Genomic DNA, 14,602 nt, shown 5'->3' on the forward strand with positions numbered 1-14,602 from the left:
CCGGTGCCCCGTGGCGGCAGCCCCACCCCCAGCAGCCCGCACCCGAGGTGGTGGCCTCCGTCCAACCGCAGAGCCGGGGCTGCGCCACCGCCGCCGTGGTCGCCGCCGCGCTGGTGCTGGTCGTGCTCGCCGCCGGGGCGATCTGGTACGTGGTGGCGCGCGACACCCCGGAGGCGAGCGCCTTCGGGGCGGCGCCCGAGTGCTCCGTCGCCGAGAACGGGACGCTGGACGAACTGGTGCCCGACCACGAACTGGAGGTCGAGGAGCCGGTCGGCGGCCCGCAGGAGGCGTTCGGCTCCGGCTGGCAGTGCCGGTGGGCGACCCCCGGCGGCCCCGGCGAACAGGTCCCGGCCACCGCGACGATGGTGGCTGTGGCCGCCCCCGACCCGGGCGGCGTCACGACGGCCGCCGACAACCTGCGCACCACTACCTCCCAGCACGACGCTCAGGAGCTGGAAGGCGTCGGCGAGGAGGCGGTGGCCTGGGTCCAGGAGGACCCGTACACGGTCGCCTGCGTCGGCGCCCGGGTGTCCAACCTGTACCTGGAGACCTGTTACACCGTGGCGGCCAGCTACGACGCGCAGGACCCGGGCGACCGGGATCGCATGGTGGCGGGCGCAGAGGAGTTCGCGCTGTCCGTGGCCGAGGCGCTGCCGGACTCCATCCCCGAGTGAGGCCCCGGCGCGGCTACCAGGCCGCGCCCAGGAACTCCTCCAGCGCGGGTGAGACCTCCTCGGCGAACGGGCGCTGGGCGTCCAGGACGGTGGCCCCGGGCTCGTCCCGGTAGCGGCGGAGGATGTGGTCGGCGTCGGGGACGTCCACCCGTCGCGCTCCGTCCAGACCGGTCATCAGCCGGTCCACGTCCTGCCGGGAGACCTGCGCGTCCCGTTCCCCCCACAGCACCAGCACGGGGGTGCCCCCGGGCAGGCCCTCCGCCAGTTCGACGGGGTCGAAGGCGTCCATGTAGGCCAGGAAGTCCTCGTTGGCGGGGGTGTAGACGCCAGTTACGCCTCCGCTGGGCATCTCCACCTCGCCCAGCGCGCGCCCGGACCTGATCGCGGCCCGTCCGGCACGGGAGTCCGAGAGCAGCTGGACCACCTGCCCCTCCTCCACCTGGCCCGAGGCCTCGGCGGCGCGCGCCTGCTCGGTGAGCTGGCGGTCGATCAGGTCGAGGTAGCGCGAACCGGGGGGCGCGGCCAGCACGAGCGCGGGGGAGGGGTGCTCCGCACCGATGAGCTCGTGGGCGCGCAGCGCGTACAGGGCGCCCTCGCTGTGCCCGACGACCACCACCCGCCCGGGGTCCACCTCCGGCTGGGAGACGAGTTCCTCGTAGGCCGACGCGACCTGCTCGTCGAAGATCACCGGGTCCACCGGCGCGACCTCGCCGCCGGGGCCCGGCGTCTCGAAGTCCGGGCCGCTGCCGTACTTGTCGTAGCGCAGCGAGGCCACCCCGACGTCGGCGAGCACCCGGGACAGGTTCTGGTTGGTGTCGGCGTCGGGGCGCACGGAGCTGTTGCCGTCGCGGTCGGTGGGACCGCTGCCGGAGATGATGAGCGCGCCCGGAACGGTTCCGGAGACCTCCCGGGGCATCCGGAACGAGCCGGACACCCCGTGCCCGCCGCCCTCGAAGGCCACCTCGCGCTCGACGCCGCCGGCCCCCGGCGCCTCGGCGGCCCCGTCGTCGGCGGGGGCGCAGGCGGCGGTCAACAGGACGGCGCTCGCCGCACCGGCCAGTGCGGTGCGCCAGCGGACGGCGGGGGAGGAGGCACGTGTGAACACCTTCTCAGCCTAGCGGCCCGCGCCCGTCGGCCCCGCGCCGTCCACAGGGGAAGCGTCCCCGGTCCCTCCGAGGGGAGGGGGACCGGGGACGCGGGTACCCGGGCACCTCAGACGCGGCGCATGACCGCGACCACCTTGCCGAGGATGGTGGCGTCGTCGCCGTTGATCGGCTCGTAGTCCTCGTTGCGCGGCATCAGCCACACGTGGCCGCCCTCCTCGCGGCGCAGCACCTTGACGGTCGCCTCCTCGTCGAGCAGCGCCGCCACGATGTCGCCGTTGTTGGCGTCCTGCTGCTGGCGCACCACCACCATGTCGCCGTCGGTGATGGCGACGTCGGTCATCGAGTCGCCGACCACGGTGAGCATGAACAGGCGTCCCTCACCCACAAGCTGGCGCGGCAGGGCGAGCACGTCCTCCACCGACTCCTCGGCCAGGATCGGACCGCCGGCGGCGATCCGGCCGACCAGCGGCACGGCCGCGGCGCGCGAGAGGTCGATGTCCTCGGGCACCAGCGTCTGCCCCGAGGCGCGCCCGGGTGTGCGCAGCTCCACCGCGCGCGGCCGGTTCTGGTCGCGGTGCAGGTAACCCTTGCGCTGGAGGACCTTGAGCTGGTGCGCCACGCTGGACGGGCTGGACAGGCCGACCGCTTCCCCGATTTCCCTTATCGAGGGGGGGAAACCCCGCTCCCGGACATAGCGTTGGATGCAGTTCAGCACGCTCTGCTGGCGCGCGGTGAGTTTGGGGGCTTCGGGCGTGGACCCGCCCGCGTTCTCCGCTGGTGCGAGAACGGTGGCGGTATCTGCGGTTCCGGGATTCTCCTCCGGCACGGCCGGGCCTCCTCGGCATTCGGTTCGGTCAGGGCCTGCTTGTGTGACTGGCCACCCCCGGTCCGCGACCGTGCCGACCTGGGGGTCCACGTGATGGCGAAACCGGTGTGAAATCAAGGTCAACTTTAGTCGTTGCACACGGTGATATCAAACAAGCGTTCGAGGCAGGGGAGAATTGCCGTCGCGCGTATTCGCGGTCAATTTCCGGCCTGCACTTACGTGTGTACACGCGTTCACGCGCTGTTGTCCCCGGAATGCGCGAACGCGTGTCCGCGACAGCGGTTCCGGCCAGGCGCAGGGGTCTTATCCCGGGGCGTCGGCCCGACCGAAATCCCCGTGACGTCGGGATTCCCGTGCCCGCCGCCGGGAGCGGCGGCTCCGGCGGTCGGCGCTATCCTTGAGCGCGGTGCCGGGCCGCCCCCGCAGCAGTCCGCCCGCACCGGCTTCCCCGCCCCACCCCGCCGCCGCGGACCGCGATGCCGCGCGGTCCCTCGGCCGTGTTCGTGACACGCCCGTGCCGGGGTTGCGGCGGGGCTGGGAAGAAGTCTAGGTTCGGCCACAACATCTGGTGTTGCGACAGGAATGCTTGTCCAGAAGTTGTGGTTTAGTGGTACCTAGGTGTTGTCGTTCGGTGAGAGAAGCAGGTGAACCAGGGTGCACTGTCCGTTCTGCCGCCATCCGGACACCCGGGTGATCGACAGCAGGTCCACCGACGACGGCGCGGCCATCCGGCGCCGCCGGTCCTGCCCCGTCTGCGAGCGCAGGTTCACCACCCAGGAGACCGTCCTGCTGATGGTGGCCAAGCGCTCGGGGGTCACCGAGCCCTTCAGCAGGACCAAGATCATCGCCGGGGTGCGCCGGGCCTGCCAGGGCCGCCCCGTCTCCGAGGACGCCCTGGCCAAGCTCGGCCAGCAGGTCGAGGAGGAGATCCGCGGCCGCGGCCTGGCCGAGGTCCCCGCCCACGAGATCGGCCTGGCCATCCTGGGGCCGATGCGCGAGCTGGACGAGGTCGCCTACCTGCACTTCGCCAGCGTCTACCGCGGCTTCGAGAGCCTCTCCGACTTCGAGGCCGAGATCGCCAGCCTGCGCCAGGACCGCGAGGCCGAGACCGGCGGCCGCAGCGGCGCCACCACGGGGTAGCGTCCCCCGCGGCCGCACGCCGACCGCGCGCGGGGCCACACCACTCCCGGGACAAGGACACCGGGCACGGTCGGTGGCCGTGCCCATGAGTGAGGGGAGACCCGGCGATGACGGAATCCGCCAACGGTCCGGCCGGACGCAAGGTCAAGGGCAAGGGCGACCGCAAGGGGATCAGGGTGAGGCGCGTCTTCACCTCTCCTGGGACGCACCCCTACGACTCCCTGGAGTGGGAGCGCCGCGACGTCGTCATGACCAACTGGCGCGACGGCACGGTCAACTTCGAGCAGCGCGGGGTGGAGTTCCCCTCCTCCTGGTCGATGAACGCCACCCAGATCGTCACGAGCAAGTACTTCCGCGGCGTGGTGGGCACCCCCGAACGCGAGTGGAGCCTCAAGCAGCTCATCGACCGCGTCGTCGGCGTCTACACCGAGACCGGCCGCGAACAGGGCTACTTCGCCTCCGCGGAGGACGCCGAGGTCTTCGACCACGAGCTCAAGCACGCCCTCTCCCACCAGCTGTTCAGCTTCAACTCCCCGGTGTGGTTCAACGTCGGTACGAGTTCAAAAGCCCAGGTCAGCGCGTGTTTCATTCTCTCCGTGGACGACACCATGGAGTCGATCCTGGACTGGTACAAGGAAGAGGGGATCATCTTCAAGGGCGGGTCCGGCGCGGGTGTGAACCTGTCGCGCATCCGCTCCAGCAAGGAGCTGCTCTCCTCCGGCGGGACGGCCTCCGGCCCCGTCTCCTTCATGCGCGGAGCCGACGCCTCGGCCGGGACCATCAAGTCCGGCGGAGCCACCCGCCGGGCCGCCAAGATGGTCGTACTGGACGTCGACCACCCCGACATCGAGGACTTCGTCGAGACCAAGGCCCGCGAGGAGCACAAGATCCGTGCCCTGCGCGACGCCGGGTTCGACGTCGACCTCGGCGGCGACGACATGTTCAGCGTCCAGTACCAGAACGCCAACAACTCCGTGCGGGTCTCCGACGCGTTCATGCGCGCCGTGGAGAGCGGATCCGACTTCGGCCTGACCTCCCGCACCACCGGCGAGGTCGTCGCCACAGTGGACGCCAAGGAGCTGTTCCAGCGCATGGCCAGGGCCGCCTGGGAGTGCGCGGACCCGGGTATCCAGTACGACGGCACGATCCAGGACTGGCACACCACGCCCGAGAGCGGACGTATCAGTGCGAGTAACCCGTGCTTTCCGGCTGATCAGCGTGTGCTGACGGATCGCGGACACATACCGATCGGTGATCTGGTCAAGCGTGCGGCCCAAGGCGAGACCTTCGCCGTGTACACCAACGACGTCACCGCCGAGGCGGACGCCCAGAACGCTGTGGTGGCGACAGTCCCCACCCAGTACATGGTTACGGGGACCAACGAGATCCTCGAACTGCGTTTCTCCGACGGCTCTCTTCTGCGCTGCACCCCCAACCATCGGATGTGGACCGAGAACAGGGGCTGGGTGCACGCGGAGAAGCTGCTCTCCGACGACCGGGTCGTCCGGTCCTTCCAGTACGCGCCCCGGTCGAACCCGGTGCCGCAGATCCCCCGGGACGCCTTGGAGGCGGCACGGCTGGCGGCGGCTTCCCCGGGCGTCCGGTCCCTGCGTCTGCCGGAGAAGTGGGACGAGGACCCCGACCTGGCGCACTACCTGGGCTGGCTCGCGGGAGACGGCTCCGTCGGTGACCAGGCGGTGGTGACCGTCTACGGCACGGCGGAGGAGCAGGAGGGCGTCCTTCCCCGCCACCGGGCCCTCATCGAGCGCCTTACCGGGCAGCGGAGTGAGCCGAGCCTCCAGCCGGACGGGACCCGACAGCTCAGGGTCACGCGTCGCGCCATGGTCAGCTTCGTGCGAGCCTTGGGCCTGGGAGCCCGGGCGGCCGACGCGTCGGTGCCCCCGTCGCTCTTCGAGGCTCCTGAGGAGACCGTGCTGGAATTCCTCCAAGGGCTGTTCGACGCCCACGGACGCGCGGTGGACCAGCGAGTCAGCGGGACGCGCTACGTCGGTCTGGTCAGCCGTTCGGAGCGGCTTGCGCGCGAGGTTCAGGAACTCCTCGCCCCGTTCGGCGTAGCCAGTCGCGTGTACGGGACCTCCGAGGGCGAGCCGGATTCGTTCTCCCGCACCCGTAAGGACGGAAGCACCGTCTCCTGCGGCAGCGACGGTCCGTTCTTCGACTTGCGGATCTCGGCCCAGTCCATGCGGCAGTTCTCCGCCCTCATCGGCTTCTCCCTGGAGAGCAAGAGCGAGAAGCTCAAGGAAGCTCTGGACTTTCGCCGCGTGTACGGGACGAAGACGACGGTACGTCTGGTGTCCAGGCGTTCACGGGGCTTCGAAACCACGTACAACCTGACCGAGCCGCGCAACCACTCCTACATCGTGGGCGGCACTGTTGTCGCCAACTGTTCGGAATACCTCCATCTGGACGACTCGTCCTGCAACCTGGCCTCGATCAACCTGCTGAAGTTCCTGCGAGGGGACGACACCTTCGACGTGGAGCGCTTCACCGCGCTCACCGAACTGGTCATCACGGCGATGGACCTCTCCATCACCTTCGCCGACTTCCCCACCGAGAAGATCGGCGAGACCACCCGCGCCTACCGGCAGTTGGGCATCGGCTACGCGAACCTGGGCGCCCTGCTCATGGCGACCGGCCACGCCTACGACTCCGAGGGCGGGCGCGCCGTCGCCGCCGCTGTGACCTCGCTGATGACCGGTGCCGCCTACCGGCGCAGTGCCGAGCTGGCCGGGGTCGTCGGCCCCTACGACGGCTACCGGCGCAACGAGCGGGCCCACAAGAGGGTCATGCGCAAGCACGCCGCGGCCAACGACGACCTGCGCACCGTCGGAACCCTGGAGGAGCCGATCCACGCCGCGGCCACCCGAGAGTGGGCCGAGTGCCTCAGGACCGGTGAGCGCAACGGCTGGCGCAACGCCCAGGCGAGCCTTCTCGCGCCCACCGGGACCATCGGCTTCATGCTCGACTGCGACACCACCGGCATCGAGCCGGACTTCTCGCTGGTCAAGTTCAAGAAGCTGGTCGGCGGCGGCTCCATGCAGATCGTCAACCAGGCCATCCCGCGCGCGCTGGCCAACCTCGGCTACCAGGACGAGCAGATCGAGGCCGTCGTCGAGTACATCTCCGAGAACGGCCACGTCGTGGACGCGCCCGGCCTGCGCACCGAGCACTACGAGGTGTTCGACTGCGCGATGGGACGCCGCTACATCCGGCCCATGGGCCACGTGCGGATGATGGCCGCGGTGCAGCCGTTCCTGTCCGGCGCGATCTCCAAGACGGTGAACGTGCCGGAGGGGGCCTCGGTCGAGGACTTCGAGCACATCTACTTCGAGGGCTGGCGGATGGGTCTGAAGGCGCTCGCCGTCTACCGGGACAACTGCAAGGTTGGCCAGCCGCTGTCCACCGGCGGAACGCGGGAGGAGGAGGCCGAGGCGGAGGCCGCCGAAGCGCCCCGCCCGGTCCGCCGCCGCCTGCCCAAGAAGCGACCGAGCGAGACCACGTCGTTCTCCGTGGGCGGGGCCGAGGGCTACATCACCGCGGGCTCCTATCCGGACGACGGTCTGGGCGAGGTGTTCATGAAGCTCGGCAAACAGGGGTCCACCCTGGCCGGGGTGATGGACGCCTTCTCCATCGCGATCTCCATCGCACTGCAGTACGGGGTCCCCCTGGAGACCTACGTGGAGAAGTTCACGAACATGCGGTTCGACCCGGCGGGCATGACCGACGACCCCGACATCCGCATGGCACAGTCGGTGGTGGACTACATCTTCCGCCGCCTGGCCCTGGACCACCTGCCCTACGAGGAGCGGGCCGCGCTGGGGGTGCTGTCGGCCGCCGAACGCCAGGCGCAGGTGGCGGGCGAGGACCCCGCGCAGGTCGCCACGCAGGTGGAGTCCTACGCCCAGTCCGCCGCCACCCGCGGGGCGGACGCCCCGGAGGAGGCCCCGGCCGCCCCCGCGCGGGAGCCGCGCACAGTGGCGGAGCGGCCGACCCGGGCGCACTCGACCGCGGAGCTGATGGAGGGCAAGGGCTTCGTGGCGGACGCGCCGCTGTGCGTGACCTGCGGTACGAAGATGCGCCCGTCGGGAAGCTGCTACGCCTGCGAGGGCTGCGGAGCCACCAGCGGTTGCAGCTGACCGGCGTCGGACGGGCCGCCAGGGGAGGGGCGGAGCCGTCCCCCTCCCCGGCACCCCGGTCCCGTGTCAGCCGCGGTCGAGGTCCCCGGAGGCGGCCGCGACCGCGGCGGTCACGGCGGTCACCCCCAGCACGGCGGGCCAGGCGCCGACCTTCTTGGCCAGCGGGTGGGAGAGCCCGAACGCGCCCACGTACACGCCGGTGAGCGCGACCGCCGCGCCCACCCCGGAGCGGCGGCGCCGGGTCTCGAAGGCCGCGGCGCCGAACGCGGCCAGCACTGCTCCGCCCAGCGGGCGGTTGCCCGTCGCGCGGGCCACCGTGTAGCCGCCGATCAGGCCCGCGGTGGTCAGGACGGAGCTGGGTACTGCGGGCATGGACGGTGTCCCCTCTCGCTGCGGCCGGAGCCGGTGGCTGGGTGTGACGACGACGTTATCCGCCTTCCGGCGGCGGTGTGGCCCGGCTCGCCCGTACCGGTCCCGAGGGCGCGCCCCCGTCACGTTCCGGTCTACAGCCCTGGGTTCCGGACGCGTCTCATGACAGGGTTGGTGCTGTCCGCTACGACCCCTCCGGTCACGGGACAGGTCCCCACCTGGAACCGGACCGCCGTACGCGACGTCGTAGTCGATAGTTCCCGACCTCCGACCAAGGAGCCCATGCCTATGTCGTTCGCGCAGACCGTGCGCGGCGCGGCCGGTGCCGTCGCCCAGGGGGGCGATCCGCGCCAGGCGGTGTCCGACGCGCTGCAACAGGCCACCGAGGGCGGTGGCCTCGACCCCCGGGACTTCGTCGCCGCCCGTGAACAGGGTGACTCCGTCGGCACCCGCATCGAGCAGAAGAGCACCTCCCTCAACAACGCGGGCGAGGCGATCAACCGCAGCTACTACGAGCGCGGAGACGGCGGGCCGGTCCACGTCATCTGCCCCATGGTCATCCCCCGCGGACGCACCTTCGTCACGATGCTCCCGGCCATCGCGCTGGTGGCACTCGGCGTGCTGGGCGCCGTCACCGTCCTGGTTCCTCAGGCGGTCAGCGGCGGCAACCCCCTGATCAACCCCGTCTTCGGCGTCCACTACTGGCTGATCACCATCGCGGTGGCCGTGTTCATGTGGTGGCGCCAGGGCATGGTGATGGTGCCGGAGGGCTGCGAGGCGATCGTCACCCGCTTCGGCAAGATGGAGAACGTCTTCCAGGCGGGGCGGGTCACGCTCTTCAACCCCTGGAAGCGCGTCTCCTACATCGTCAACACCACCCGTGAGTACCCCTTCAACGCGCCGATCCGCTCCGCGCCCACCAAGAGCGGTGTGCAGGCCTCCATCGACCTGTTCGTGCAGTTCAGGATCGTCAACGCCACCGACTTCGTCTACACGCTCGGCGGCGTGAACGGCTTCCAGGAGAAGCTCAACAACGCGATCAGCGAGACCACGCGCAGCCTCATCTACGAGCAGCAGGCCTCGGCCATCTACGACATGGTCGGTGACAACACCCAGAGCCTGGTGGAGCAGCTCAACCGCCAGTTCAGCGGGATCGTGGAGCTGACCAGCGCCAACATCACCCACGCCGAGCCCTCCAACCAGGAGTACCGGATGGACCTGGCGGCGCCGGAGATGGTCCGCGTCGCCAAGGACGCCTACACCTTCGAGTACGAGCTCCAGTTGCGCAAGGAGCAGAACGAGGGCGACCTGAACAAGGAGCTGGCGACCCTCAACGAGACCCTGTCCGCGATCCAGGCCGACATCGCCCAGTACCAGGCGCAGATGGACACGGCACTGGAGCGCGAGACCAACCGGGCCCGCTCCCTGGCCCACCAGCGCTTCGTCGAGGCCCAGTCCGAGGCCAACGCCAACGCGGCCCTGTTGCAGGCCCAGGCCCTGGACATCCGCGCGGTGAGCGCCGCCGACGCCCCCGAGATCCTCAACTACCGCTTCCGCGAGACCCTCCTGGACAAGCTGGAGGCGGTCGCCGACAGCCTGCCGCAGGTCCTGCGGATAGGGTCGGGCGACGCCGCCAGCGTCGACTACCTGCGCATCGCCCAGGAGATCATCGGCCAGGCCGACACCGCCCTGTTCTCGCAGGAGGACATGGACGCCATCCGCTCCCGCCTCGGCGACATCCGGGGCCGCATCGCCGAGCGCGAGCAGGAGATCAGCGCGCTGGTGCGGGACGCCGACGAGCCCAGGTCCGAGCCGGGCCGGGGCGAGGACCCGGGGGAGGAGCTGGTCGAGGAGATCCGCCAGTCCGTCTCCGAGCAGGCCATCGACGAGCGCATGTCCGAGGCGCCCCAGGAACCTCAGGCGCCCGAGGGGGCCCGGGAACCGCACGGTCGGCACGGGGCCCCAGGGGACCGGGGCCCCTCAGGGCCGCCGGACGACGCACCGCCGCCCTCGGGCGCCCCCCACCGGTCCCAGGAGGGTCCGCCCCCGCCGCCGTGGTCGCGCGGCACCCAGGGCTCCGGCCCAGACGAGGGAGGTCAGTAGATGAGCGTGTCAGTGAACGCCGGCGGCGGCTCCAGCATCAAGGAGTCCCTCGCCTCGTGGGGTGACCTGGCCGGTCTGCTGCGCGGCGGCGACCAGGGCGCGATCGTCCCCGTGGTCATACCGCGCGACAACCGGGGCCTGCGGTGGACCGTCCTGGTCTGGTTCGGCCTTTTCGCCCTGTGCTCGGCGCTGATGATGGCCCTCAACGCCTCGGCGGGCGGGTTCGTCCTCGGGGTCGCCTACGTCGTGCTGGCCGTGCCGACCCTGATCGTCGGCGTCCTCAGCATCGTCGTGGCGGGCCTGTGGTGGTGGCGCGGTTCGATCATCGAGATCGAGGAGGGCACGCACGGCATCCTCACCAAGTACGGCGCGATCGTGAAGCCGATCGGTCCGGGCCGCCACTACCTGTGGCACCCGTGGTCGCGGGTGGACTTCGTGGTGGACACCCGCACGGAGATCCCCTACACGGCGCCGGTCCTGGCCTGCCCCACGCGGGAGAACGTGCCGCTGAAGTCGATCGAGTTCTTCCTCAAGTTCCAGATCACCGATCCGATCCGGTTCGTGACGATCATCGGCGCGAGCAACTTCGACCTCGTGCTCTCCAGCGCGGTGCAGGACGCCATCCGCCAGCGCAGCCGCCTGGTCAACACCGAGTCCGCCTACGACCTGCGCGGTTCCAACGTCGAGGACATGCGCCGCCTGCTCAACGGTCAGCTGGAGAAGTACGGTGTGCGCATCACCGGCTGCAACATCCCCGACGTGCAGCTGCCCAGCCAGTACCAGCAGCACCTGTCCACCCGGGAGCGGGTGGCCAAGGAGCTGGTGGCCTACGAGCAGGAGTGGGAGCTGACGCGCAAGCGCCGGATCGACACCCTGCTGATGGACATCGAGCGCTCCAAGAAGACCCGTGACGCCAAGATCGTCGAGGTCAACGCCTCCCTCAACAAGGCGCGCAAGGACGTGGCGCAGATGCTGGAGGAGCAGGAGACCGAGGCGCAGCGGGTGCGCTACGAGATCGAGACGCGCGGGCGCGCCGACCTGGTGGCCGCCGAGAACGAGGCGAAGGCGCAGGAGCGCCTGGCCACGGCCTACCGGGACAACCGGGCGGTGCTGGAGTACGAGCTGGCCCGCCGCCGCCTGGACGTGGGCGCCACCCTGGCCGGGCGCGCCCCGCGCCCGGTGGTGGTGCAGACCGAGGCGGGCGCGGGGGACGGTTCGGCGCTGTCGACGCTGCTGACCGCGCAGCTGCTGCCGCAGGTGATGGACGGCCGGGGCGCGCGGGCGCCGCTGGGCGGTTCGGGTGGTTCGGCCGGGACCAGGGACGTCCTGGACTCCGCGCAGGGCGCGGTCGCCGCTGCCGCCGAGCGCCAGCAGCAGATGGCCGACGAGTACCAGCGCCAGCAGGGCGCCGCGATGCGCGAGCAGTTCGAGCGCGGAGAGGGGTACGGCGGACAGGGACGCCGCTGACCCGGCGGCCCCGCGCCCCGCGACCGGTCCGCCGGGCGCGGGGCCTTTCCGTGTCCGCGGGATCAGGTGACGGGGGAGAGGGAGGAGTAGCCCCCGGCGATGTCGATCCCGTTTCGCGCGGCGATCTCGACCAGGTCCTCGACCTCGCCCGCCTGCGCGCTGGCCAAGTCGTCGTCGCCGAGCGCGTGGGCGCGGCGCAGCGCGGTGATCGAGTCGTGGATGCGCACGTGAAGGGTGAGCGCGAACTCGCGCATGGGGCCTCTCCTCGGGTTTGGCGGCGCTGCCGGGGAGGGAGGGCCTGCGGCTCTCCCCCTCGGGGGGCGTCTCCTTGTGTACCCGGCGAGGGTGAGAGCAGGGTTGGAGGGGGACAAGGGGCGGCAAGGCCGGGGTGAAAACGCGGCCGCCCGCCGCGCGGTGGCGCGGCGGGCGGGTCACGGCCGCGCGGGCGCGGTCAGTGGTTGACCCAGACGTACCAGTCGCCCGACACGTGTTCGTAGATCCTGGAGCCCTGCCCGGGGACGAAGACGCCCTCGGGGATGCGCTCGGCGCTGTGCGCCAGGCCCGAGGGGCTGAACAGCCCGGAACCCTCCACCGCGTAGTGGGTGACGCCGTCGTACGCCGAGACGCTGCGCAGCGAGTACAGCCCCACCCGTTCGCCGTTGAGCGGAATGGAGGTGCGGCCGTCGGTGTCCTCGCGCAGCGAGAGCATTTGGTCGGAGGAGGCGCTGATCCGGCTCTGAAGCGGGACGTCGGCCACGGCCAGCCCGATCGCGGCGGCGGCGATCACCGGCGCGGACACCCAGCGCAGCCAGTAGTAGCGGATCATCGGTCGGGCCACCGCCAGGGCGATGCCCAGGCGCAGAGCGCCCATGCCGGCGAGCAGCAGACCGCCCACCAGGGCGATGACGAACGTGGGCAGGTGGCCGCCGGGGACGCTGTCCTCGAAGAGCAGGACCAGGCCGACCACGCCGCAGGCGGGGATGTAGAGCCGACCTGGCGGACGGGAGGCCCAGCTGATCAGTCGCTGGCCGAGCGTCGGCTTCTCGGCGATCTCGATGAGCTTGGCCAGGGACCTGTCGGGGGTCGGGCCGGAAGCCGCGGCGGACATGGCGTTTCCTCCACCGAATCCGTGTCATGGGGACGCGGACCCGGAGCGAACGGGAAGAAGGGCCACAGGGGGCCGCGTCACAGTCGATACGGCCGCCGAAGCACGGCCTGCTCCACAGGATAGAGCAGTGGAGGGGCGTGTTCGGGGAGGCGGGAGGAAACGCCGCCGCCGCTCCCGCGGATCGCGGACGGTTGACCACGGTGTTCGCGGCGCCGCACGCCGACGCGCGGTGCCAGGACGAGGTGGTCCCAGGACCAACGTCCGCCGCTCACGGCCATCAGCGCGCACACCGCCGTGACCAGCGACGTCGTTCCCCACGAGGACAGGGGTGCCAGGTCGGCCGAGCCCGCGGTGAGGGCGCCGAGCACCGCCGCGACGGCGAGCAGGGGACCGGTAAGCCATGTGAGCAGGCCCACGGCGAAGGCGATCGAGAGCGCGACGAACAGGGCGGGCAGCGTCCCGGCGACCGGGGACAGCACGCCCAGTCCGGCGGCGTCGAGGTGTTGGGCCACCGAGGCCTCCCGGCCGCGCAGCGCGAGCCCGTACTCGGTGAACATCCACCCGACGCCCACCCGGACGAGGGCTGCGACGACGTCGTAGAGGCGTCCCCGGGAGATCCGTGGCCGCGGGTACGGCCTGGCGCGCTGCATGCCCATTCCTCCCGGGCGGACGGCGGTCCTGACAAGCGGAAACTACACAAAGTCATGGCCGTTGGCCTCTCGTGGTGCCCGGCGAGTCGCGTGAAAGGGCGCTCGCGTGGCCGTCCTGTCCGGGAGCGGTGCCACCCGGCGGGACCGTCCGCGCCCCGGGTCCCGAACGGCCTCCGCACCGCACGCCCTAGGGTGGACACCGTGCCGACCACATCCACGCCCGCCCCGCCGCCCGCCGCACCCACCTACGAGCTGGAGGACGAGCTCCGCTCCTCCGGCGCGCGGGTGGTCGCCGGAGTGGACGAGGTGGGCCGCGGCGCCTGGGCCGGTCCGCTCCTGGTCTGCGCCGCCGTCCCCGGCGAGGGCGCCCCGCCCCCCGGCCTGACCGACTCCAAGCGCCTGACCCCCGGACGCCGCCGGGAGATCGCCCAGCAGTTGCGCCCCTGGGTCGCCGACCACGCCTTCGGCTGGTCCTCACCCGAGGAGATCGACGAGGTCGGCATGACCGAGGCGCTGCACCGGGCCTCCCGCCGCGCCCTGGACGCGCTCTCCCCGCGGCCCGACGCCGTCATCCTCGACGGCAGGCACGACTTCATCGGCCGCCCCTGGAGGGTGCGCACCTGCGTCAAGGGCGACCTGGCCTGTGTCAGCGTCGCCGCCGCCGCGATCCTGGCCAAGGTCCGCCGCGACGCCCTCATGGCCGAGCTGGCCGCCGACCACCCGGGCTACGGGTTCGAGCGGGCCGCCGGATACCCCTCGCCCGTGCACCGCGCCGCCCTGGCCGAGTCCGGGCCCACCCCGCACCACCGCATGAGCTGGTCCTACCTCGACGACCTGCCCCGATGGAAGCACATGCGCAGGGTCCGCCCAGCTCCCGGCGGGCAGATCCCCCTGCTGTGAGCACCGGATCCGCGACCCCCGGGCGGCCCCCGCCAGGGGGCACGACACGCGGTCCCGTACTGGACATCCGCCCCACTTGGGGCAAGGCTGTGGCTGTGGACG

Annotated in this window: 12 protein-coding genes; 6 read left to right on the forward strand and 6 right to left on the reverse strand. The window is 71.4% G+C overall.

The annotated features are described in order from the left end of the window. The first annotated feature begins 47 nt into the window (after positions 1 to 47). Entirely contained in the window at positions 48 to 674 is a 627-nt protein-coding gene (locus ABD54_RS21115; protein ID WP_047871271.1) for a hypothetical protein, read from the forward strand. A gap of 13 nt (positions 675 to 687) precedes the next feature. Here ABD54_RS21115 and ABD54_RS21120 read toward each other — a convergent pair whose 3' ends face one another. Both ABD54_RS21120 and lexA read right to left on the reverse strand, forming a co-directional pair. Beyond that, entirely contained in the window at positions 688 to 1,779 is a 1,092-nt protein-coding gene (locus ABD54_RS21120) for a S9 family peptidase (RefSeq protein WP_047871262.1), read from the reverse strand. Positions 1,780 to 1,886: 107 nt separating this feature from the next. Next, positions 1,887 to 2,606, reverse strand: coding sequence for a transcriptional repressor LexA (gene lexA / locus ABD54_RS21125; protein WP_047871263.1), 720 nt, complete (start codon positions 2,604 to 2,606; stop codon positions 1,887 to 1,889). Positions 2,607 to 3,260: 654 nt separating this feature from the next. On the opposite strand from lexA, the gene nrdR reads away from it, so the two are divergent. Further along, positions 3,261 to 3,746 (forward strand): transcriptional regulator NrdR, encoded by a 486-nt coding sequence (nrdR, locus tag ABD54_RS21130; protein ID WP_047871264.1) that lies wholly within the window; start codon positions 3,261 to 3,263, stop codon positions 3,744 to 3,746. 107 nt (positions 3,747 to 3,853) lie between these two features. Beyond that, a complete protein-coding gene (locus tag ABD54_RS21135; protein ID WP_047871265.1) occupies positions 3,854 to 7,903 on the forward strand; it encodes a vitamin B12-dependent ribonucleotide reductase in 4,050 nt (1,349 codons plus the stop codon). Between the two features lie 66 nt (positions 7,904 to 7,969). Here ABD54_RS21135 and ABD54_RS21140 read toward each other — a convergent pair whose 3' ends face one another. Further along, on the reverse strand, positions 7,970 to 8,275 hold the full coding sequence (locus ABD54_RS21140; RefSeq protein WP_047871266.1) for a hypothetical protein: 306 nt from the start codon (positions 8,273 to 8,275) through the stop codon (positions 7,970 to 7,972). A 285-nt stretch (positions 8,276 to 8,560) separates the two neighbouring features. Here ABD54_RS21140 and ABD54_RS21145 point away from each other — a divergent pair, with 285 nt between their 5' ends. Then, positions 8,561 to 10,375: an SPFH domain-containing protein gene (locus ABD54_RS21145; protein WP_047871267.1), complete on the forward strand. Its 1,815-nt coding sequence runs from the start codon at positions 8,561 to 8,563 to the stop codon at positions 10,373 to 10,375. Next, the gene (locus ABD54_RS21150; protein ID WP_047871268.1) at positions 10,376 to 11,842 is read left to right on the forward strand and encodes an SPFH domain-containing protein; all 1,467 of its coding nucleotides are present in this window, start codon (positions 10,376 to 10,378) and stop codon (positions 11,840 to 11,842) included. It begins immediately after the preceding gene. Positions 11,843 to 11,904: 62 nt separating this feature from the next. Here the strand turns inward: ABD54_RS21150 and ABD54_RS21155 are convergent, their stop codons facing one another. The 3 genes from ABD54_RS21155 to ABD54_RS21165 form a co-directional block, all read right to left on the reverse strand. Then, on the reverse strand, positions 11,905 to 12,096 hold the full coding sequence (locus ABD54_RS21155) for a hypothetical protein (RefSeq protein ID WP_017565304.1): 192 nt from the start codon (positions 12,094 to 12,096) through the stop codon (positions 11,905 to 11,907). A gap of 197 nt (positions 12,097 to 12,293) precedes the next feature. Next, the gene (locus tag ABD54_RS21160) at positions 12,294 to 12,950 is read right to left on the reverse strand and encodes a hypothetical protein (protein WP_047871269.1); all 657 of its coding nucleotides are present in this window, start codon (positions 12,948 to 12,950) and stop codon (positions 12,294 to 12,296) included. Positions 12,951 to 13,027: 77 nt separating this feature from the next. After that, positions 13,028 to 13,600, reverse strand: a complete 573-nt coding sequence (locus tag ABD54_RS21165) for a DoxX family protein (RefSeq protein WP_047871270.1) — start codon at positions 13,598 to 13,600, stop codon at positions 13,028 to 13,030. Positions 13,601 to 13,801: 201 nt separating this feature from the next. Here ABD54_RS21165 and ABD54_RS21170 point away from each other — a divergent pair, with 201 nt between their 5' ends. Then, positions 13,802 to 14,500 carry a ribonuclease HII gene (locus ABD54_RS21170; protein WP_047871272.1) on the forward strand — a complete coding sequence of 233 codons (699 nt, stop codon included), beginning with the start codon at positions 13,802 to 13,804 and terminating at the stop codon, positions 14,498 to 14,500. Positions 14,501 to 14,602 lie beyond the last annotated feature (102 nt).

Origin of the sequence: Nocardiopsis sp. RV163, from assembly GCF_001029525.1 — a bacterium.
Taxonomy (GTDB): domain Bacteria; phylum Actinomycetota; class Actinomycetes; order Streptosporangiales; family Streptosporangiaceae; genus Nocardiopsis; species Nocardiopsis dassonvillei.

What these genes read in the sequence shown, in the direction of transcription:
- ABD54_RS21135 (WP_047871265.1), top strand. Translation starts at nt 3,854, where the DNA reads ATGACGGAATCCGCCAACGGTCCGGCCGGACGCAAGGTCAAGGGCAAG.
- ABD54_RS21140 (WP_047871266.1), bottom strand. Translation starts at nt 8,275, where the DNA reads ATGCCCGCAGTACCCAGCTCCGTCCTGACCACCGCGGGCCTGATCGGC.
- ABD54_RS21145 (WP_047871267.1), top strand. Translation starts at nt 8,561, where the DNA reads ATGTCGTTCGCGCAGACCGTGCGCGGCGCGGCCGGTGCCGTCGCCCAG.
- ABD54_RS21150 (WP_047871268.1), top strand. Translation starts at nt 10,376, where the DNA reads ATGAGCGTGTCAGTGAACGCCGGCGGCGGCTCCAGCATCAAGGAGTCC.
- ABD54_RS21155 (WP_017565304.1), bottom strand. Translation starts at nt 12,096, where the DNA reads ATGCGCGAGTTCGCGCTCACCCTTCACGTGCGCATCCACGACTCGATC.
- ABD54_RS21160 (WP_047871269.1), bottom strand. Translation starts at nt 12,950, where the DNA reads ATGTCCGCCGCGGCTTCCGGCCCGACCCCCGACAGGTCCCTGGCCAAG.
- ABD54_RS21165 (WP_047871270.1), bottom strand. Translation starts at nt 13,600, where the DNA reads ATGCAGCGCGCCAGGCCGTACCCGCGGCCACGGATCTCCCGGGGACGC.